At 69.2% G+C, this 17,885-nt stretch carries 22 protein-coding genes; 18 read left to right on the top strand and 4 right to left on the bottom strand.

Annotation, left to right across the window (positions count from 1 at the left end):
* Positions 1-4 precede the first annotated feature (4 nt).
* A complete protein-coding gene (gspF, locus tag J8I35_RS16625) occupies positions 5-1,222 on the top strand; it encodes a type II secretion system inner membrane protein GspF (RefSeq protein ID WP_050015775.1) in 1,218 nt (405 codons plus the stop codon).
* 37 nt (positions 1,223-1,259) lie between these two features.
* On the opposite strand, the gene J8I35_RS16630 is transcribed toward gspF, so the two are convergent.
* Positions 1,260-1,670: a type II secretion system protein N gene (locus tag J8I35_RS16630; protein ID WP_006477247.1), complete on the bottom strand. Its 411-nt coding sequence runs from the start codon at positions 1,668-1,670 to the stop codon at positions 1,260-1,262.
* A gap of 175 nt (positions 1,671-1,845) precedes the next feature.
* Between J8I35_RS16630 and gspG the strand changes: the two genes are divergently transcribed.
* Genes gspG through J8I35_RS16670 form a run of 8 tightly spaced genes read left to right on the top strand, consistent with a single transcriptional unit; the run spans position 1,846 to position 7,826 of the window.
* Positions 1,846-2,298 carry a type II secretion system major pseudopilin GspG gene (gene gspG / locus J8I35_RS16635; protein ID WP_012492990.1) on the top strand — a complete coding sequence of 151 codons (453 nt, stop codon included), beginning with the start codon at positions 1,846-1,848 and terminating at the stop codon, positions 2,296-2,298.
* A 38-nt stretch (positions 2,299-2,336) separates the two neighbouring features.
* A complete protein-coding gene (locus J8I35_RS16640) occupies positions 2,337-2,906 on the top strand; it encodes a GspH/FimT family pseudopilin (protein WP_124594462.1) in 570 nt (189 codons plus the stop codon).
* 2 nt (positions 2,907-2,908) lie between these two features.
* Positions 2,909-3,310 (top strand): type II secretion system minor pseudopilin GspI, encoded by a 402-nt coding sequence (gene gspI, locus J8I35_RS16645; RefSeq protein WP_060733874.1) that lies wholly within the window; start codon positions 2,909-2,911, stop codon positions 3,308-3,310.
* Positions 3,288-3,986, top strand: a complete 699-nt coding sequence (locus J8I35_RS16650) for a prepilin-type N-terminal cleavage/methylation domain-containing protein (protein WP_209926224.1) — start codon at positions 3,288-3,290, stop codon at positions 3,984-3,986. The genes gspI and J8I35_RS16650 overlap by 23 nt, the downstream gene beginning before the upstream one ends.
* Before the next feature lie 2 nt (positions 3,987-3,988).
* Positions 3,989-5,098: a type II secretion system minor pseudopilin GspK gene (gene gspK, locus J8I35_RS16655; protein ID WP_050016009.1), complete on the top strand. Its 1,110-nt coding sequence runs from the start codon at positions 3,989-3,991 to the stop codon at positions 5,096-5,098.
* Positions 5,099-5,124: 26 nt separating this feature from the next.
* Positions 5,125-6,498 (top strand): type II secretion system protein GspL, encoded by a 1,374-nt coding sequence (gspL, locus tag J8I35_RS16660; RefSeq protein ID WP_209926226.1) that lies wholly within the window; start codon positions 5,125-5,127, stop codon positions 6,496-6,498.
* Positions 6,495-7,001 (top strand): type II secretion system protein M, encoded by a 507-nt coding sequence (locus J8I35_RS16665; protein WP_050015768.1) that lies wholly within the window; start codon positions 6,495-6,497, stop codon positions 6,999-7,001. The genes gspL and J8I35_RS16665 overlap by 4 nt, the downstream gene beginning before the upstream one ends.
* Before the next feature lie 36 nt (positions 7,002-7,037).
* On the top strand, positions 7,038-7,826 hold the full coding sequence (locus tag J8I35_RS16670; RefSeq protein WP_050015762.1) for a type II secretion system protein N: 789 nt from the start codon (positions 7,038-7,040) through the stop codon (positions 7,824-7,826).
* A gap of 25 nt (positions 7,827-7,851) precedes the next feature.
* Here the strand turns inward: J8I35_RS16670 and J8I35_RS16675 are convergent, their stop codons facing one another.
* Positions 7,852-9,417 carry an efflux transporter outer membrane subunit gene (locus J8I35_RS16675; protein WP_124594467.1) on the bottom strand — a complete coding sequence of 522 codons (1,566 nt, stop codon included), beginning with the start codon at positions 9,415-9,417 and terminating at the stop codon, positions 7,852-7,854.
* Between the two features lie 281 nt (positions 9,418-9,698).
* Positions 9,699-9,983: a multidrug ABC transporter ATPase gene (locus J8I35_RS16680; protein ID WP_089488069.1), complete on the bottom strand. Its 285-nt coding sequence runs from the start codon at positions 9,981-9,983 to the stop codon at positions 9,699-9,701.
* Between the two features lie 175 nt (positions 9,984-10,158).
* Here J8I35_RS16680 and J8I35_RS16685 point away from each other — a divergent pair, with 175 nt between their 5' ends.
* From J8I35_RS16685 to J8I35_RS16695, 3 genes are all read left to right on the top strand, one after another.
* Positions 10,159-10,647: a MarR family transcriptional regulator gene (locus tag J8I35_RS16685; RefSeq protein WP_050015756.1), complete on the top strand. Its 489-nt coding sequence runs from the start codon at positions 10,159-10,161 to the stop codon at positions 10,645-10,647.
* A 178-nt stretch (positions 10,648-10,825) separates the two neighbouring features.
* Positions 10,826-12,382, top strand: coding sequence for a DHA2 family efflux MFS transporter permease subunit (locus J8I35_RS16690; protein WP_050015755.1), 1,557 nt, complete (start codon positions 10,826-10,828; stop codon positions 12,380-12,382).
* A gap of 94 nt (positions 12,383-12,476) precedes the next feature.
* Positions 12,477-12,728 carry a prevent-host-death protein gene (locus tag J8I35_RS16695; protein WP_209926227.1) on the top strand — a complete coding sequence of 84 codons (252 nt, stop codon included), beginning with the start codon at positions 12,477-12,479 and terminating at the stop codon, positions 12,726-12,728.
* A gap of 30 nt (positions 12,729-12,758) precedes the next feature.
* Here the strand turns inward: J8I35_RS16695 and J8I35_RS16700 are convergent, their stop codons facing one another.
* On the bottom strand, positions 12,759-13,685 hold the full coding sequence (locus tag J8I35_RS16700; protein ID WP_089488012.1) for a LysR family transcriptional regulator: 927 nt from the start codon (positions 13,683-13,685) through the stop codon (positions 12,759-12,761).
* 142 nt (positions 13,686-13,827) lie between these two features.
* Here J8I35_RS16700 and J8I35_RS16705 point away from each other — a divergent pair, with 142 nt between their 5' ends.
* From J8I35_RS16705 to fliO, 6 genes are all read left to right on the top strand, one after another.
* A complete protein-coding gene (locus J8I35_RS16705) occupies positions 13,828-14,301 on the top strand; it encodes a CidA/LrgA family protein (protein ID WP_050015750.1) in 474 nt (157 codons plus the stop codon).
* Positions 14,302-14,314: 13 nt separating this feature from the next.
* Positions 14,315-15,037, top strand: coding sequence for an LrgB family protein (locus J8I35_RS16710; protein WP_050015748.1), 723 nt, complete (start codon positions 14,315-14,317; stop codon positions 15,035-15,037).
* Positions 15,038-15,294: 257 nt separating this feature from the next.
* Entirely contained in the window at positions 15,295-15,795 is a 501-nt protein-coding gene (gene fliL / locus J8I35_RS16715) for a flagellar basal body-associated protein FliL (protein WP_179233119.1), read from the top strand.
* A 22-nt stretch (positions 15,796-15,817) separates the two neighbouring features.
* On the top strand, positions 15,818-16,816 hold the full coding sequence (gene fliM / locus J8I35_RS16720) for a flagellar motor switch protein FliM (RefSeq protein ID WP_050015744.1): 999 nt from the start codon (positions 15,818-15,820) through the stop codon (positions 16,814-16,816).
* Positions 16,809-17,297 (top strand): flagellar motor switch protein FliN, encoded by a 489-nt coding sequence (gene fliN / locus J8I35_RS16725; protein WP_175977263.1) that lies wholly within the window; start codon positions 16,809-16,811, stop codon positions 17,295-17,297. Before fliM ends, fliN begins: the two co-directional genes overlap by 8 nt.
* Positions 17,294-17,869, top strand: coding sequence for a flagellar biosynthetic protein FliO (fliO, locus tag J8I35_RS16730; protein WP_209926229.1), 576 nt, complete (start codon positions 17,294-17,296; stop codon positions 17,867-17,869). The genes fliN and fliO overlap by 4 nt, the downstream gene beginning before the upstream one ends.
* Positions 17,870-17,885: the final 16 nt, after the last annotated feature.

Genomic DNA, 17,885 nt, shown 5'->3' on the forward strand with positions numbered 1-17,885 from the left:
CGCGATGCCGGCATTCCGTTTCGAAGCAATCGATTCGGCGGGGCGCGCGCAGAAAGGCGTGATCGATGCCGACAGCGCGCGAGCCGCGCGCGGCCAGCTGCGCACGCAGGGGCTGACGCCGCTCGTCGTCGAGCCGGCCGCCAGCGCGACGCGCGGCGCGCGTTCGCAGCGGCTCGCGTTCGGCCGCAAGCTGTCGCAGCGCGAACAGGCGATCCTCACGCGCCAGCTTGCGAGCCTGCTGATCGCGGGGCTGCCGCTCGACGAGGCGCTCGGCGTGCTGACCGAGCAGGCCGAACGCGACTACATCCGCGAACTGATGGCCGCGATCCGCGCGGAAGTGCTCGGCGGCCATTCGCTCGCGAATGCGCTGGGCCAGCATCCGCGCGATTTTCCGGAAATCTACCGCGCACTCGTTGCCGCGGGCGAGCACACCGGCAAGCTCGGCATCGTGCTGTCGCGCCTCGCCGACTACATCGAGCAAAGCAATGCGCTGAAGCAGAAGATCCTGCTGGCGTTCACGTATCCGGGCATCGTCACGCTGATCGCGTTCGGCATCGTCACGTTCCTGCTGAGCTACGTCGTGCCGCAGGTCGTCAACGTGTTCGCCAGCACGAAGCAGCAGTTGCCGATCCTCACGGTCGTGATGATGGCGCTGTCGGAATTCGTGCGGCACTGGTGGTGGGCGATCCTGATCGCGGTCGCGCTCGTCGTGTGGTTCGTGAAGGCGACGCTGTCGCGCGCCGGGCCCAGGCTCGCGTTCGATCGCTGGGTGCTGACCGCGCCGCTCGCCGGCAAGCTCGTGCGCGGCTACAACACGGTGCGCTTCGCGAGCACGCTCGGGATTCTCACCGCGGCCGGCGTGCCGATCCTGCGCGCGCTGCAGGCGGCCGGCGAGACGCTGTCGAACCGCGCGATGCGCGCGAACATCGACGATGCGATCGTGCGCGTGCGCGAAGGCTCCGCGCTGTCGCGCGCGCTGAACAACGTGAAGACGTTTCCGCCGGTGCTCGTGCACCTGATTCGTTCGGGCGAGGCGACGGGCGACGTGACGACGATGCTGGATCGCGCGGCCGAAGGCGAAGCGCGCGAACTCGAGCGCCGCACGATGTTCCTGACGAGCCTGCTGGAGCCGCTGCTGATCCTCGCGATGGGCGGCATCGTGCTCGTGATCGTGCTGGCCGTGATGCTGCCGATCATCGAGCTGAACAACATGGTGCAGTGACGGTGCGGCCCGATTCCGACGGATGGGCCGCTACCGTTCAGCGCATGTAGATCGCGGGGGACGGCGTGTTCGCCGGGAGCTGGATTTCGGCGCGGGCGCCGTTGCGGTCGACGATGATCGAGCGCGGCCGGACTTCGGCGAGCTTCGCGCCGGACGTGACCTCCGCGCCGAGCGACACGGCGCGCGGCGGTTCGCCGCCGACGCCGACGATCGCGGCGCCGCCATGATCGAGCGCGAGAATGCCGAACAGGTGGATGTCCTGGACGGGATTCTTGTCGAGCTGGCCGCCGAAGAGCGCCGCGGCGTCCTCGGTGCGGATCGGCAGCCGCGCGGCGGCGGCGGGCAGCGGCGCTTCGCGGGCCGACAGCGTGACGACCCAGTAGGTGGCCGTCGCGCACAAACCCGCGAAGAGGGCGAGGGAAAGGATCCGGATCGAGAGCGCGTTCATGCGCGCTATTGTACGGATGTATATGAAATTTGCGTTGGGTGAAAGCCCTCGGCGATGCGCGCCTTACAATGCGTGCTCCGCGCCCGCCGGTCCGGAAGGTTGCTGTCAGGCAATCGTCCGGTGCGCCGGGTGCGTCACTCAATCGACGACATTTTTTGGAAAGAGGTAGTCAGTCATGCAAACGTGGATCACTCGCCGCAACGCGGCCGTGCGTCGTCAGCGCGGTTTCACGCTGATCGAGATCATGGTGGTGGTCGCGATCCTCGGGATCCTGGCGGCGCTGATCGTGCCGAAGATCATGAGCCGCCCCGACGAGGCGCGCCGCATCGCCGCGAAGCAGGACATCGGCACGATCATGCAGGCGCTCAAGCTGTACCGCCTGGACAACGGCCGCTATCCGACCCAGGAGCAGGGCCTGAACGCGCTGATCCAGAAGCCGACCAACGATCCGATCCCGAACAACTGGAAGGACGGCGGCTATCTCGAGCGCCTGCCGAACGATCCGTGGGGCAACGGGTACAAGTACCTGAACCCGGGCGTGCACGGCGAGATCGACGTGTTCAGCTACGGCGCCGACGGCAAGGAAGGCGGCGAAAGCAACGACTCCGACATCGGCTCGTGGCAGTAAGCCGGCGCTGATCGGCCCGACGTTTCATTCCGTTCTTCATGCTCGCCATTCGCACGACCTCCCGCTGCGGCCGCGATTGCCGCGTGCGTCGCGGTGCGGTGCCGTCCGTACCGGCAGGTGCCGATGGCGGCTTGATGAAGCCCCGCGCGGCGCGCCGTCGCGGGCGCGGCTTCACGCTGCTCGAAATGCTGGTCGTGCTCGTGATCGCGGGGTTGCTCGTGTCGCTCGCGTCGCTGTCGTTGACGCGCAATCCGCGCACCGACCTGCGCGAGGAAGCGCAGCGGATCGCGCTGCTGTTCGAGACGGCCGGCGACGAAGCGCAGGTGCGCGCGCGGCCGATCGCGTGGCAGCCAACCGCGCACGGTTTCCAGTTCGACGTGAGCTCGCCCGACGGCTGGCGCACGTTGCGCGACGACGTGCTGCGCCCGCGCGACTGGGACGGCGGCGTCACCGGCGCGGACATCGATTACCCGGGGTCGGACACGCGCGCGAACCGCGTCGTGTTCGGCACCGAGAGCATCGACACGCCGGTGCGCGTGACGCTGCATTCGGCCGCCGGCAGCGCGACGATCGTCGGCACCGGCAACGGTCGCTACGAGGTGCAATGACGATGCGTCGTCGCCTGCCCTTCCCCGTTTCCTCCGCCCGCGGCTTCACGATGATCGAGGTGCTGGTCGCGCTCGCGATCATCGCGGTCGCGCTCGCCGCGTCGATCCGCGCGGTCGGCACGATGGCGAGCAACGCGTCCGACCTGCATCGCCGGCTGCTCGCCGGCTGGAGCGCCGACAACGCGCTTGCGCAGCTGCGGCTCACGCATGCGTGGCCGGAAGTCGGGGAGCAGAGCTTCGATTGCTCGCAAGGCAACGTGCAGCTCGTCTGCACGCAGCGCGTGAGCACCACGCCGAACCCGGTGTTCCGGCGCGTACGGATTTCGGTGAGCACGCCCGGCCGTGCCGGCGTGCTCGCGCAGATGGTGACGGTGGTCGCGAATGAAACCAGCCGTCCGCTCTGACGCGCCGATGCGACGCCCGTCCACACGTGCCGCCCGCCTCGCCCGCGGCTTCACGCTGATCGAACTGATGATCGCGATCGCGATTCTCGCGGTGGTCGCGATCCTCGCATGGCGCGGGCTCGACCAGATCATGCGCGGTCGCGACAAGGTCGCGGCCGCGATGGAAGACGAGCGCGTGTTCGCGCAGATGTTCGACCAGATGCGCATCGACGCGCGGCTCGCCGCGACCGACGACGAGGCCGGCCAGCCGGCGATCGGCGTCGCCGGCAATACGCTGCAGATCGTGCGCGAACTCGACGTGCCGGGCGTCGCGCCGCGGCTGCAGGTGGTCCGCTACCGGATCGCCGGCGGGCGCGTCGTGCGCTATGCATCGCCGCCGATCGACGACACGAACCGGCTGCGCACCGTGCTGAAGGACAGCAGCGTCGAAGGCTGGAGCTGGGTCGCGCTGATGGGCGGCGTCGGCGCGATCGACGCGAAGCTGTACGTGCCGCGCGTGGGCTGGACCACCAACCTGCAGACGGCCGACGAAGCGCTCGCACAGAACAACGACGCGCTGAAGGTGCCGCAGATCGGCAACGCGCCGCCGGCGCGCGCGGTGACCGGGCTGCAGGTCAGCATCGGCGCGACGTCGCTGCGCGTGCCGGTCACGCGCATCTTCCTCGTCGGGGAATGACGATGCGTGCGCGCCCTTCCCGTCGAATCCGGGCCCGCCGCCAGCGCGGCGCCGCGATCATCACCGCGCTGCTCGTGGTCGCGCTGTCGGCGATCCTCGTGTCGGGGATGCTGTGGCGCCAGCAGGTGCAGATTCGCCGCATCGAGAACCAGCGGGTAATCGCGCAGGCACAGTGGGTCGCGCGCGGCGCGCTCGACTGGACGCGGATGATCCTGCGCTCCGAAGGCGATACGGCGCCCGGCATCACGTATCTCGGCGGGATCTGGGGCGTGCCGATCGCGAAGACGAAGCTGTCGGATTTCCTCGGCCGCATCGGCGCGCCCAACGACACGGACGCCGAAGACACCTATCTGTCCGGCTCGATCGAGGATGCGCAGGCGAAGTTCAACCTGCGCAACCTCGTGTCGTCGCCGGCGCCCGGCGTGCTGCAGCTGAACGTCACGCAGATGCAGGCGTTCCAGCGCCTGCTGACGACGCTCGGCTACGACAGCGCATTCGCGAAGCGCATCGCGCTGCAGGTGCGTGCGGGGCTGCTGCATTCGGCCACGCGGTTCCAGATGCCGAACCTGCCCGGCGGCGGCGGGACCGCCGCGACCGCCGCGACCGCACCGGTGACGAGCGGCGACATGCAGGGCAGCGGCTTCACCGACGATCCGGGGATGGCCGGCGGCGACCGCGGGCCCGCGCCGCTGATGATGACGCGCGTCGACAGCCTGCTCGACGTCGACGGCGTGACGCCCGAGATGGTCGCGCGGCTGCGCCCGTTCGTCACCGTGCTGCCGACCACGACGCCCGTGAACATGAATACCGCGCCGGCCGAAGTGATCGCCGCGCTGATACCGGGGATGAGCGTGTCGTCCGCGCAGGCGCTCGTGGCGCGCCGCGAGACGGTGTTTTTCCGCAACGTCGGCGACGTGCAGCTCGCGCTGCGCGGCGCCGGCGCGCCGCCGAACGTGACGATCGACTCGAGCCTCGTCGACGTCAATTCGAGCTATTTCATCGTGCATGGCCGGATCCAGCACGAACGCGCGGAGGTCGATCGCACCTCGCTCGTGTATCGTGATCCGACCACGCACTCGACGCGGGTCGTGCGCATCCGCGACCAGCTATAACGACGCCAATCGGGAGAGGAGCTCTTGTGAGCACGTTGATTGTTTCTTTGCCGCCGCGCGAGCCTGCCGTGCCGTTGCAGGAATGGCAGTGGCCCGAGCTGCCGTTCACGCTCGTCGACAAGGCCGGCCACGTGCAGCGCGCGGGCCGCGCCGCACTCGCGCTGCTGCCGCGCGCGAACGCGACGGTGCTGATCGTCGCCGCGCGCGACGTGCTGCTGCTGGCCGCGACCGTGCCGCCGCTGAAGGGGCCGAAGCTGCGCCAGGCGCTGCCCAACATCGTCGAGGATCAGCTGATCCAGGATCCGCTCGGCTGCCATATCGCGCTCGATCCGGCCCCGCTGCCCGACGGGCGCCGCGTGCTGGCCGTCGTCGATCGCGCGTGGTTCCGCACGATCTGCGACGCGTTTGCCGCGGCCGGCCACCGGCACCTGAGCGCGGTCCCCGCGACCCGCTGCCTGCCGGCGCCGCGCGCGTCGGCCGACGCCGCATCCGCCGTGCCGGCCGACGGCGAGCCCGCCGACGCCGCCGCGCTCGTCGCGGACGTCGCCGAGCCGGCTGCCCGCCCGGCGACGGTCGCCGCGGTGCTCGGGCTCGCGACGGCGGTCGAGCCGGTGCTCGTCGAAGCCGGCGCGCTGCCGGCCGCGGCCGGTGCGCCGCGCCTCGAGCTGGCGGTCGCGCGCGGTGCGCTCGGCGAAGGCTTCGCGGCGCCCGCGTCGCGCGCCGCCGGCACGCTGGCCGCGCTCGCGCGCGGCGGCGACATCGAGCTGTACGAACTCGGTGAGCCGGGCGCGGAGCCGCGGCTCGCGTCGGTCGGCCGCACGGACGCGCCGCTGCTGCCGGGCGCCGCGCCGCTGTCGTTCGATACGTTCGCGCGCCGGGCGCTGACCGAGAAATTCGATCTGTGCCAATTCGAGTTCGAATCGCAGCCGTGGCGCTTCGACCGCGCGACGCTCAAGCGCCTGCGCGTGCCGATCGCGCTCGCCGCGGCGACGCTCGGCGTCGCGGTGATCGGGATGAACGTGCACTGGTGGAAGCTGTCGCGCGAGCGCGATGCGCTGTCCGCGCAGATCACCGAGACGCTGCTGTCTGCCTTTCCGAAGACGACCACCGTGCTCGACCCGCCCGCGCAGATGCAACGCCAGCTCGACCAGCTTCGGCTGGCTGCCGGCGAGCTGTCGCCGAATGATTTCCTCGCGCTGTCGAGCGGCCTGGCGCGCTCGATGGGTGCGCTGCCGCTGAATGGCATCGCGTCGCTCGACTATCACGACCGGCGGCTCGACGTCGGCTTCAAGCCGGAAGTCAAGGTCGATCCCGATTTCACGCAGCGCCTCGCGCGTAACGGACTGTCCGGCGAAGTCGACAGCAACACGGGCAAATGGACGATCCGGAGCCGCTCATGAAAACCGAACAACTGAACCAGACGCTGGCCCAGTTCTGGGGCGAGCGCTCGCCGCGCGAGAAGATGCTGCTCGGCTGGGGCGGCGCCGTGCTGGCCGTCGCGATCGCGTATTCGGTGCTGTGGTCGCCCGCGCAGGAAGGCCGTGCGCGAATCCAGCGCGCGCTGCCGACGATGCGTCACGAACTCGCGCAGATGACCGCGCAGGCGAACGAGGCGAAATCGCTGTCGGCTGCCGCGCAGGGCGTCGCGCCGACCGGCCTCGCGCTGAAGGATGCGCTGACCGCGTCGCTGTCCGATCACGGGCTGCAGGGCGCGCAGGTGCAGATCGTCGGCAACGGCGTGCAGATCCAGATGAAGAACGTGTCGTTCCCGGCATGGACCCAGTGGCTCGACGATGCGCGCCGGCAGTTCAAGGTGCAGGTCGGCGAAGCGCATGCCACGGCGCTGAAGGAAGACGGCCAGGTGGACCTGACGGCCGTGATGCAGCCTTCCGTCCAGAAATAGATGACCGCAGTGGATGACGCAAACGAAGGCCGGCCGATGCGGCCGTGGGCGAGACGGCTCGTCGCCGTGTTGCCATGGGTGCTGGCGGGCGGCGTGGCGACGGCGGTGACGCTCGTCGCGCTCGCGCCGGCCGCGTGGATCGCGCCGCAGTTCGCGCGGGCGACCGGCGGTCACGTGAATCTCGTCGATCCGGACGGGTCGCTGTGGCACGGCTCGGGCACGCTGATGCTCGCGCCGGGCGCCGACCAGAGCGCGGCGACGCTGCTGCCGGGACGGGTCGAATGGACCACGCGCTTCTGGCCGCTGCTGACCGGGCGCGTGCAGATGCGCCTGCGGCAGACGGAAGCGATGCCCGATGCGGTCACGCTCGATGCGACGTGGCGCGGCGCGGTGCTGTCGGCGGGCACGATGGCGGTGCCCGCGTCGCTGCTCGCGGGGCTCGGCACGCCGTTCAACACGCTCGACCTGCAGGGCGACGTGCGGCTCGGCTGGAGCGACTGGCGGCTCATCGGCAACAACGCGTTCGGCCAGTTGACGGTGACGATCGATTCGATGAGTTCGCGCGTGTCGCGCGTGAAGCCGCTCGGTTCGTACCGCGCGGTATTGCAGGCGAAGGGCGCGGGCGCCGATCTCGACCTGTCGACGACGCAGGGCCCGCTGTTTCTCGACGGGCACGGTAGCTTCGGCCCCGGCCAGGGATCGTTTCGCGGGACCGCGCATGCGGCGCCCGAGCAGCAGGCGAACCTCGCCGGGCTGCTGAATCTGCTCGGCCACCCGATCGGCAACAACCAGGTTTCGCTGATCTTCGGCGACGCGCAGCGCTGATTGCGCGCGTAGCCCGCTTCCCTGCCTACTTCTGCGCGAGCGGCGCAGCGACCGACGGTGCGGTAGCCGCGGGCGCGGCCGCACCGGACGCCGGCACCGGCGCCGCCATGTCGCCGTTCTCGCGCGCCAGTTCCGACACGTCCCAGCCGCCGCCGAGCGCCTTCACGAGCCCGACCGACGACACCATCCGCTGCCCGGCGATCGTCGCGAGCTTCTGCTGCGCGGTGAACGCGGTGGTTTGCGCGTTCAGTACGTTCAGATACGCGACCGTGCCCGCCTTGTACTGGTTCGTGACGATCGCGAGCGCGTGCTCGGCGCTGTCGACGGCCTGCCGCTGCACGTCGATTTCCTGCGCGAGGATCCGCTGCGACGCAAGGTTGTCCTCGACGTCCTGAAACGCGGTCAGCACCGCGAGGCGATAGGCGGCGACGTCCTGGTCGTAGGTCGCGCGCGCGGCGTCGGTCTGCGCGGCGCGCAGCCCCGCGTCGAACAGCGTGGCCGCGAGCTGCGGGCCGACCGTCCAGAAGCGCGCCGGCAGCGTGAACAGTTGCGACCACACCGAGCTCTGGAAGCCGCCGGTGGCCGACAGCGTCAGCGTGGGGAAGAACGCGGCGATCGCGACGCCGATCTGCTCGTTCGCGGCCGCCGCGCGGCGCTCGGCCGCCGCGACGTCGGGCCGGCGCTCGAGGATCGTGGACGGCACGTCGACCGGCGTGATCGGCGGCTCGGCTGCGAGCGGGGTCGGCGGCAGCGAGAAGGTCGACGCGGGCTCGCCGATCAGCGTCGCGATCGCATGCTCGTACTGCGCGCGGGCGACGCCGTTGTCGATCTGCGCGGCCTGCGCGCTCTGCAGTTGCGTCTGCGCCTGGATCACGTCCGCGCGCGCGGCGACGCCCTGCGCGTACTGGTTCTGCGTGAGCTGCAGCGAGCGTTCGTACGACTTCACGGTGTCGTCGAGCAGCTTTTGCAGCGCATCGGACGTGCGCAACTGGAAATAGGTCTGCGCGAGCAGCGCCTGCTGCGACAGCCGCGCGTTCGCGAGATCGGCCGCGGCGGCCGCTTCGCCGGCGCGCTGCGCGCTGACGGTGCGGCTCACCTTGCCCCACAGGTCGGGTTCCCAACTGGCGTCGAGGCCGACGCTGTAGCTGTTGTTGATCGACCCGGTCGACCCGCTGCCGAAATTCGACGACGAACCCGACGACAGCGACGTGCGCGGCGACCGCGCGCGCGAGCCCGATGCGGTCAGCCCGACGGTCGGGAAATACGCGGCGCGCGCCTCGGTGACGAGCGCGCGCGCCTGCCGGTAGGCGGCCGCCGATTGCGCGATGGTCTGGTTCGACGCGTTGAGCTTGCCGATCAGCGCATCGAGCTGCCGATCGTTGTAGACCGTCCACCAGGCGCCGCGGTCGGCACGATCGGCGGGCTGCGCGACTTTCCAGCCGGCCGGCGCTTCCTTGAAGGCGGCGGGGATCGACGTGTCGGGCCGGTGATAGTCGGGCCCGACGGCGCAGCCGGCGAGCAGCACGGCCGTCGCAATGGCGACGGCGGCGCTCAGCGGGCGAACGGCGCGCGGGAGGGGGGCGTACGGCATGGTGGTTTTCCTGTCTGGGCGTGACGGCCGGCGAGCGGCGTCGCGCGATGCGGTCGTCGTGCCGCTGGCGGACAAATGGTAACTGACGGCGGGAAAGCTGCGCAGCCCTAAGGGTACGGTGCACGGCGGCCCGGATGTGTTACCGGCGCGGCCGGCCGGTTTACCGGCCATTACGGCTCGCTTGCGGGAAAACGGACGTGCGACCGGGCATACGACGCCGGTCACGCGTGACGCGGCCGGCGATCAGGCGGGATGGTGTGGAGCGTGAGAGCGCTGCGACGTCAGTGGCAGCGCGCGGGCACCGGGACGGGCTCGGCGGCGGCCCGCCATGTCGACGGCTCGGTTGCGGCCGGCTGGCTCGTGCGGCGGGCGCCGCCCTTCGCGTTGCGCTGCCGGCGATGATCGAACCATGCGAACCCGAGCGCCGCGAGCGAGCCGCCAGGCACGACCAGCATCGTCACGTACAGCGCGATCTTCCAGCCGCGGTGCGGCCCGGAGAACACATGATGAGCGGTATCGGTCAGGTTGCGGCGCAGCGCGCCGGCGGCATTTTTCAGGAACAGCATCGCGAACATCCTCGGGGTGCCCGGCAGCGCGGGCCAATCGGTCAGAACATCGTCTCCGGCAGTGCAACATGCACGTCGTAACTGGTTGACTCAAATAATATTGACTAAGCAATCATTTTTCAAGATACTGGGCGCGTTCAAACCCGAAACGCACTATTGCTGCGCGCGCAATCGTATGACCGGCGGCCTCTACGATCCCGAGAACATCGCGCTGGAAACGAGCCTCGGCTATTACCTGTCGAAGGCGAAGCAGGCGCTCGTCGAGCGGATGGATCGCGCGCTCGAGCCGCTCGACCTCACCGCGCAGCAGATCGGCGTGATCCTGCTGCTGTCGCGCGGCTACGCGCGTACGCCGTTCGAGCTGTCGCGCAAGATGTCGTACGACAGCGGGTCGATGACGCGCATGCTCGATCGGCTCGAACGCAAGGGGCTGATCGCGCGTGCGCGCAGCGAGCAGGACCGCCGGATGATCGAGCTGACGCTGACCGAGCGCGGCATCGAAGCCGCCCGCGCGCTGCCGTCGCTGGTCGCGACCGTGCTGAACGCGCAGCTCGAAGGCTTCTCGGCCGACGAACTCGCGACGCTCATCGGCCTGCTGCAACGCTTCATCGCCAACGGGCCCGGTTCGACCGGCTGCCCGACGCCCGACGAACCTGACTGCTGATGCGTGCGGAGACCCCATGTCCAGGTTTAAACAGTCGCTTATTTCTCTGTCTGGGCAGAAGATGACGAGGCACGCGCTCCGCTTTTCCCCTTTTTCATTCCACCCGGCCGGGCCGCGCTGCGTCGCGCGCCCGTGCGTTGCGCCGGCGCGTTGCGCGCGCCGCGTCTAGGAGATCCCGATGTCCGCCACCACGGCATCCGCCCCCGCCGCCGAACCGGCGCCGCTGACCGGCGGCGCGCTCGCGCTGCTGACCGTCGGGCTCGCGCTCGGCACCTTCATGGAAGTGCTCGACACGTCGATCGCGAACGTCGCGGTGCCGACCATCTCGGGCAGCCTCGGCGTCGCGACGAGCGAAGGCACGTGGGTGATTTCGTCGTACTCGGTCGCATCCGCGATCGCGGTGCCGCTGACCGGCTGGCTCGCGCGGCGGGTCGGCGAGGTGCGGCTGTTCACGCTGTCGGTGCTCGCGTTCACGATTGCGTCCGCGCTGTGCGGCCTCGCGACCAACTTCGAGACGCTGATCGCGTTCCGGCTGCTGCAGGGCCTCGTGTCGGGGCCGATGGTGCCGCTGTCGCAAACGATCCTGATGCGCAGCTACCCGCCCGCGAAACGCGGGCTCGCGCTCGGGCTATGGGCGATGACGGTGATCGTCGCGCCGATCTTCGGCCCGTTGCTGGGCGGCTGGATCAGCGACAACTACACGTGGCCGTGGATCTTCTACATCAACCTGCCGATCGGCGTGTTCTCGGCGACCTGCGCGTACTTCCTGCTGCGCGGCCGCGAGACGAAGACGTCGAAGCAGCGGATCGACGCGATCGGCCTCGCGCTGCTCGTGATCGGCGTGTCGTGCCTGCAGATGATGCTCGACCTCGGCAAGGACCGCGACTGGTTCAACTCGTCGTTCATCGTCGCGCTCGCGCTGATCGCGGTCGTGTCGCTCGCGTTCATGCTCGTGTGGGAGGCGACCGAGAAGGAGCCGGTGGTCGACCTCACGCTCTTCAAGGACCGCAACTTCGCGCTCGGCGCGCTGATCATCTCGTTCGGCTTCATGGCGTTTTTCGGCTCGGTCGTGATCTTCCCGCTGTGGCTGCAGACGGTGATGGGCTACACGGCCGGCAAGGCCGGCCTCGCGACCGCGCCGGTCGGGCTGCTCGCGCTCGTGCTGTCGCCGTTGATCGGGCGCAACATGCACCGGCTCGACCTGCGGATGGTCGCGAGCTTCGCGTTCATCGTGTTCGCGGGCGTGTCGCTGTGGAACGCGACGTTTACGCTCGACGTGCCGTTCAACCACGTGATCCTGCCGCGGCTCGTGCAGGGCATCGGCGTCGCGTGCTTCTTCGTGCCGATGACGACGATCACGCTGTCGAGCATCTCCGACGAGCGGCTCGCGAGCGCGTCGGGGCTGTCGAACTTCCTGCGCACGCTGTCCGGCGCGATCGGCACCGCGGCCAGCTCGACGTTCTGGGAGAACGACGCGATCTACCATCATGCGCGGCTGTCGGAATCGGTGAGCGTCTACGCGCAGAACACGACCGACTACCAGGGCGCGCTCGCACAGCTCGGCATCGTCGGGCAGACGGCCAATGCGCAGCTGAACCAGCTCGTCACGCAGCAGGGCTTCATGATGGCGACCAACGACTTCTTCCACCTGTCGGCGGTGATGTTCATCGCGCTCGCGGCGCTCGTGTGGATCACGAAGCCGAAGAAGGGCGCGGGGCCGGCGATGGGGCATTGAGGGGCGCGTTCGGGTTCCCGGCACGCCGCCCATGCGGCGTCCACCACATAGATAAAGAGCTAAGCTGGCCGACCCGGACTCGCGGAACAGTGAAATGCCGACTTATGACCTACGTGATGCGACAAGGAACCTGTCGCTTTTGATCGATGACGCAATTCGTTCTGGTGAACTGTTCGTCATCGAGAACGACGGCAAGCCGCTGGTCAAAGTCGTGCCGATTGCCTCGGCACCGACGCTTGCTCCGGTATCGCGGGTCGGATTCATGAAGGGGCAGATTCGGGTCCCCGAGGATTTCGATGCGTTGCACGCCGACACGATTCGAAACAGATTCGACGGCACTGAATGAAATCAGCGTGCCGAACGTCTCGTCCTTGCCTCACTCCCTCGCCCGCAATCCCCCAAACGCCAGATCGTCGGCCGGCGCGAGCGGCAGCGTCGCCCGCGCGACGTCGAGCCACGCGCGCGCCGCGTGCGACAGGTAGCCCTTCTTCAGCCAGCCGAGCGCGATCGCCCACGTGATTTCCGGCTCGACGATCGGCCGGCACGTGAACTGGCTCGCGTCGAGCCGCCGGCAATACGGCTCGGGCAGCAGCGCGATGCCGACGCCCGCATGCACGAGCGCGGCCATGAAATCCCAGTGGCCGCTGCGGCTCACGATCGACGGCGTGAAACCGGCTTGCCGGCACGCATCCAGCACCGCGTCGTGCAGCGCGAGGCTTTCCGCATAGAACACGAACGATTCCCGCGCGAGATCGGCGAGCGGCACGGCCGCGTGGTCCTCCCAGCGCGACTCGCGGGGCGCGACGAGCCACAGCGGCGCGCGCACCATCGGCAGTCGCTCGAACGTGCCGGGATCGACCGGCTCCAGCAGCCCGCCGAGTTCCAGCTCGCCCGACATCAGCGCCGCCTCGATCATCCGCGCGCCCTGCTCGAACAGCTTCAGCTCGATGTTCGGGTAGCGCTGCTTGTACGCGGCGATGATCGGCGTGAACAGCGAACCGCCGAGCGGCGGGATGCCGATCGTCAGCTCGCCGCGTCCGAGCGTGCCGAGATCGTTCAGCTCCGACTGCAGCTGCGCCTGCGCGGCGAGCACGTCCTGGCCGCGCTGGAACACGATCCGCCCGGCGTCGGTCAGCACCATCTGCCGGCCGTCGCGCAGCAGCAGCGGCGAACCGATCTCGTCTTCCAGCGCCTTCACCATCTTGCTGATGGTCGGCTGCGTGACGAACAGCTTGTCGGCCGCCGCGGTGAAGCTCTGCTGGCGAACCACCTCGACGAAGTACCGCAGCGCGCGCAATTCCATCGATCACTCCCCAGATTGGTGCAGCTGAATTCAAAGCGAATTCCGAATTGGAATGACAAGGATAGAGACAAGTCATTTTATTTATGGTTAGGGGAAACCCTATACTTGCTCCATTGACAGAAACATCTGTAGGGAGCCCGCCATGAACAAGCCGACCGCCACTGCCGCCGCCCGCCCCGCCGCTTCGGGCAGCCTCGCGCACACGGGCCGGATCGTGCTGCAGGCCACCGCGCTCGGCGTGTTGTGGATGGCGGTCGACTGGGCCGTGCGCAAGGTTGGGCTGCCGATTCCGTCCGGCGTGATCGGCCTCGCGGTGCTGCTCGTGCTGCTGTTCTCGGGCCGCGTCGCACCGGCGTGGGTGAAGGACGGCGCGAACTGGCTGCTGTCCGACATGCTGCTGTTCTTCGTGCCGGCCGCCGTCGCGGCCGTGCAGTACGGCGGGCTGTTCCGCGAGGACGGCTGGCGCATCGCGCTGGTGATGCTCGCCGGCACCGCGTTCGTGATGGTCGCGGTGGCCGTCGCCGTCGATCTCGCCGCGAAGCTCGAACGCCGGCTCGCCGTGCAGCGCGTGTTCGCCGAACGCCGCCGCGCGCGCCTGAGCGCCATCGCGCACTGAGCCGGAGCCTTCCATGCTCGCCGCGCTATCGAACCTGCCCGCCGACCGGGTGAATACCGCCATCTCCGTCGGCTGCTTCGTGCTGACGATCGTGCTGTATTTCGCGTCGAAGCGCCTCTATGCGTACAAGAAGACGCTGCTGTTCTCGCCGCTCGTATTCGTGCCGGGCGTGCTGGTGCTGCTCGTGCTGCTGACCGGCATCCCGTATTCGGTCTATTTCCGCGACACGCGCTGGCTGATGTGGCTGCTCGGCCCGGCGACGATCGCGTTCGCGGTGCCGATCTACGACTATCGCGACCTGATCCGCCGCCACTGGCTGTCGCTGTCGGTCGGCGTCGCGGTCGGGATCGGCGCGGGCGTGTGCGGATCGCTGCTGCTCGCGAAGCTGCTGCACCTGTCGCCCGAGCTGCAACGCTCGCTGATGACGCGCTCGGTGTCGACGCCGTTCGCGCTCGCCGTGTCGGACAAGATCCACGCGCCGAAGGACCTCACGGCCCTGTTCGTGATCGCGACCGGCATCTGCGGGATGCTGCTCGGCGAACTGGTGCTCGCGCTCGTGCCGATGCGCACGCGGCTCGCGCGCGGCGCGCTGTTCGGCGCGGCCGCTCACGGGGTGGGCACCGCGAAGGCGCGCGAGATCGGCAGCGAGGAAGGCGTCGTGTCGAGCCTGACGATGATGATCGCGGGTGTCGCGATGGTGCTGATCGCGCCGCTGCTGTCGCTGCTGCCGATCTGACGATGGATGCGCGGGCGGGCACCGCTGCCCGCCGGCCGCACTCCTTGCCCGCCGGCCCGGTTCCCGTCGGCCGCACGCCGTCCCGCTCCCGCCCGATCGTTTCCCCCCGCCGTTCCTGCCCCGCATCGCGCCGACATCCGGCCGACGCCCGGCCGACAATCGGCTGAGATAGCCGCAATTCCCCCCTCTTTTCCGCCCATCGGCCTCGGCCCGGATGCCGAACAATGCATGCTACGAGACATCACGCACGCATTCACATGGCCACGACTGCAACCCCGACCGCCGACAAGCCGGCTTCCTCCGGCAAGTTCAAGCGCATCGCGCTCATCGCCGTCATCGCGCTGGGCGCGGCTGCCGCCGCCGCCGGCGGCATGTACGTGTTCCTGGGCAAGGCAGGCGTCGGCCATCCGAGCGCGCCCGCCGAGCCGGCGCCGCTTGCCGCGCCGGTGTTCTTCGCGCTCGACCCGCTGACCGTGAACCTGCAGTCCGACGACGGCGCGCAGCATTACCTGCGCGTCGGCCTGTCGCTGAAGCTCACCGACCCGAAGGCGCAGGAGCAACTGACCGCGCGGATGCCGGAAATCCGCAGCCGGATCCTGCTCGCGCTGTCGAACAAGCATCCCGAGGAGCTCGCGACGCCGGACGGCAAACGTTCGCTCGCGAAGGAGCTGCGGGAGCTGATCGAGCAGCCGACCCAGCCGGGCAACCAGCGCGCGAAGGTCGACGACGTGCTGTTCACCGAGTTCGTCGTCCAGTAACGCGGCCGCAAAAGGAGCGCGTATGGGTCACCAGGAGTTCATGTCCCAGGAGGAGGTCGATGCCCTCCTCAAGGGCGTCACGGGCGAAACCGATTCGGTCGACGAGCAGCGCGACACATCGGGCGTCCGCCCCTACAACATCGCGACGCAGGAGCGGATCGTCCGCGGCCGGATGCCCGGCCTCGAGATCATCAACGACCGCTTCGCGCGCCTGCTGCGGATCGGCATCTTCAACTTCATGCGGCGCACGGCGGAAATCTCCGTCAGCCAGGTGAAGGTGCAGAAGTACAGCGAATTCACCCGCAACCTGCCGATCCCGACGAACCTGAACCTGGTGCACGTGAAGCCGCTGCGCGGCACGTCGCTGTTCGTGTTCGACCCGAACCTCGTGTTCTTCGTCGTCGACAACCTGTTCGGCGGCGACGGGCGCTTCCACACGCGCGTCGAGGGCCGCGATTTCACGGCCACCGAGCAGCGGATCATCGGCAAGCTGCTGAACCTCGTGTTCGAGCACTACACGACCGCGTGGAAGAGCGTGCGGCCGCTGCAGTTCGAATTCGTGCGCTCGGAGATGCACACGCAGTTCGCGAACGTCGCGACGCCGAACGAGATCGTGATCGTCACGCAGTTCTCGATCGAGTTCGGGCCGACGGGCGGCACGCTGCACATCTGCATGCCGTACTCGATGGTCGAGCCGATCCGCGACGTGCTCAGCTCGCCGATCCAGGGCGAGGCGCTCGAAGTCGACCGCCGCTGGGTGCGCGTGCTGTCGCAGCAGGTGCAGGCCGCCGAGGTCGAGCTGACCGCGAATCTCGCCGAGATCTCGGCGACGTTCGAGAAGATCCTGAACCTGCGCGCGGGCGACGTGCTGCCGCTGGAGATCGAGGACACGATCACCGCGAAGGTCGACGGCGTGCCGGTGATGGAATGCGGCTACGGAATTTTCAATGGTCAATATGCGTTGCGCGTGCAGAAGATGATCGGCGCGAGCGATTCGATGAAGGAAGGTGGATATGAGTGAGCTGAACCAGACGCCCGACGACGACATGCAGGCGATGGCCGATGCGGCCCTCGCGGCATCGGCCGCCGACGCGAAGGCGCCGGCCGCGGCCGACGAAGAGCAGGGCCTCGACGACTGGGCGGCCGCGCTCGCCGAGCAGAACGAGCAGCCGGTGCAGGTGGGCGCCACGGGCGCCGGCGTGTTCCAGCCGCTGTCGAAGGCCGCGGCGAGCTCGACGCACAACGACATCGAGATGATCCTCGACATCCCGGTCAAGATGACGGTGGAGCTCGGCCGCACGAAGATCGCGATCCGCAACCTGCTGCAGCTCGCGCAGGGCTCGGTCGTCGAGCTCGACGGCATGGCCGGCGAGCCGATGGACGTGCTCGTGAACGGCTGCCTGATCGCACAGGGCGAAGTCGTGGTCGTCAACGACAAGTTCGGTATTCGCCTCACCGACATCATCACGCCCGCCGAACGCATCCGGAAGCTGAATCGATGAACGTCGTGAAGCCCGGCTGGCGCGTGTGCCGCGCGATCGCAGCGGCGGCGCTGGCCGCCGCCGCGCCGCTCGCGTGCGCGCCGGCCGGCGCCGCCGACATGAACGCGGTCAACCACGCCGGTTCGATCGCGTCGAGCGTGACGGTCGGCTCGGCCGTGCCGTCGCTCGGCATCGGCGCGGTGCTGCAGACGCTCGTCGGGCTCGCGGTCGTGATCGGCCTCGTATTCGCGTGCGCATGGCTCGCGCGCCGCTTCGGCTTCCAGCCCGTGCGACGCGGCGGCCCGCTGAAGGTCGTGTCGAGCGTCGGGCTCGGCGCGAAGGAAAGCGCGACGATCGTCGAGATCGGCGACACCTGGCTCGTGCTCGGCGTCGCGCCGGGCAACGTGCGCCTGCTGCATACGCTGCCGGCCGGTTCGGTGGCGGCCGCCGCGACCGCGGGGTCGACCTCGGCCGACGCGCCCGCCGGCGGCAACCCGTCCGACGGCACCCTGCCCGGCACGTTCGGCGCGCGGTTTCGCGACGCGCTCGCGGGCGAAGCCGCGAAACGCCTCGGTCGCGGCAAGGACCGCTGACATGGCGCCGCGCCCT

This window comes from Burkholderia sp. CpTa8-5 (assembly GCF_017815045.1).
GTDB lineage: Bacteria > Pseudomonadota > Gammaproteobacteria > Burkholderiales > Burkholderiaceae > Burkholderia > Burkholderia sola.

What these genes read in the sequence shown, in the direction of transcription:
- J8I35_RS16670 (WP_050015762.1), top strand. Translation starts at nt 7,038, where the DNA reads ATGCGGCCGTGGGCGAGACGGCTCGTCGCCGTGTTGCCATGGGTGCTG.
- J8I35_RS16650 (WP_209926224.1), top strand. Translation starts at nt 3,288, where the DNA reads ATGAAACCAGCCGTCCGCTCTGACGCGCCGATGCGACGCCCGTCCACA.
- J8I35_RS16695 (WP_209926227.1), top strand. Translation starts at nt 12,477, where the DNA reads ATGCCGACTTATGACCTACGTGATGCGACAAGGAACCTGTCGCTTTTG.
- J8I35_RS16675 (WP_124594467.1), bottom strand. Translation starts at nt 9,417, where the DNA reads ATGCCGTACGCCCCCCTCCCGCGCGCCGTTCGCCCGCTGAGCGCCGCC.
- fliM (WP_050015744.1), top strand. Translation starts at nt 15,818, where the DNA reads ATGGGTCACCAGGAGTTCATGTCCCAGGAGGAGGTCGATGCCCTCCTC.
- J8I35_RS16665 (WP_050015768.1), top strand. Translation starts at nt 6,495, where the DNA reads ATGAAAACCGAACAACTGAACCAGACGCTGGCCCAGTTCTGGGGCGAG.
- J8I35_RS16640 (WP_124594462.1), top strand. Translation starts at nt 2,337, where the DNA reads ATGCTCGCCATTCGCACGACCTCCCGCTGCGGCCGCGATTGCCGCGTG.
- gspI (WP_060733874.1), top strand. Translation starts at nt 2,909, where the DNA reads ATGCGTCGTCGCCTGCCCTTCCCCGTTTCCTCCGCCCGCGGCTTCACG.
- fliN (WP_175977263.1), top strand. Translation starts at nt 16,809, where the DNA reads ATGAGTGAGCTGAACCAGACGCCCGACGACGACATGCAGGCGATGGCC.
- gspG (WP_012492990.1), top strand. Translation starts at nt 1,846, where the DNA reads ATGCAAACGTGGATCACTCGCCGCAACGCGGCCGTGCGTCGTCAGCGC.
- J8I35_RS16700 (WP_089488012.1), bottom strand. Translation starts at nt 13,685, where the DNA reads ATGGAATTGCGCGCGCTGCGGTACTTCGTCGAGGTGGTTCGCCAGCAG.
- J8I35_RS16690 (WP_050015755.1), top strand. Translation starts at nt 10,826, where the DNA reads ATGTCCGCCACCACGGCATCCGCCCCCGCCGCCGAACCGGCGCCGCTG.
- J8I35_RS16685 (WP_050015756.1), top strand. Translation starts at nt 10,159, where the DNA reads ATGACCGGCGGCCTCTACGATCCCGAGAACATCGCGCTGGAAACGAGC.
- fliO (WP_209926229.1), top strand. Translation starts at nt 17,294, where the DNA reads ATGAACGTCGTGAAGCCCGGCTGGCGCGTGTGCCGCGCGATCGCAGCG.
- J8I35_RS16680 (WP_089488069.1), bottom strand. Translation starts at nt 9,983, where the DNA reads ATGCTGTTCCTGAAAAATGCCGCCGGCGCGCTGCGCCGCAACCTGACC.
- J8I35_RS16630 (WP_006477247.1), bottom strand. Translation starts at nt 1,670, where the DNA reads ATGAACGCGCTCTCGATCCGGATCCTTTCCCTCGCCCTCTTCGCGGGT.
- J8I35_RS16705 (WP_050015750.1), top strand. Translation starts at nt 13,828, where the DNA reads ATGAACAAGCCGACCGCCACTGCCGCCGCCCGCCCCGCCGCTTCGGGC.
- J8I35_RS16710 (WP_050015748.1), top strand. Translation starts at nt 14,315, where the DNA reads ATGCTCGCCGCGCTATCGAACCTGCCCGCCGACCGGGTGAATACCGCC.
- gspF (WP_050015775.1), top strand. Translation starts at nt 5, where the DNA reads ATGCCGGCATTCCGTTTCGAAGCAATCGATTCGGCGGGGCGCGCGCAG.
- fliL (WP_179233119.1), top strand. Translation starts at nt 15,295, where the DNA reads ATGGCCACGACTGCAACCCCGACCGCCGACAAGCCGGCTTCCTCCGGC.
- gspK (WP_050016009.1), top strand. Translation starts at nt 3,989, where the DNA reads ATGCGTGCGCGCCCTTCCCGTCGAATCCGGGCCCGCCGCCAGCGCGGC.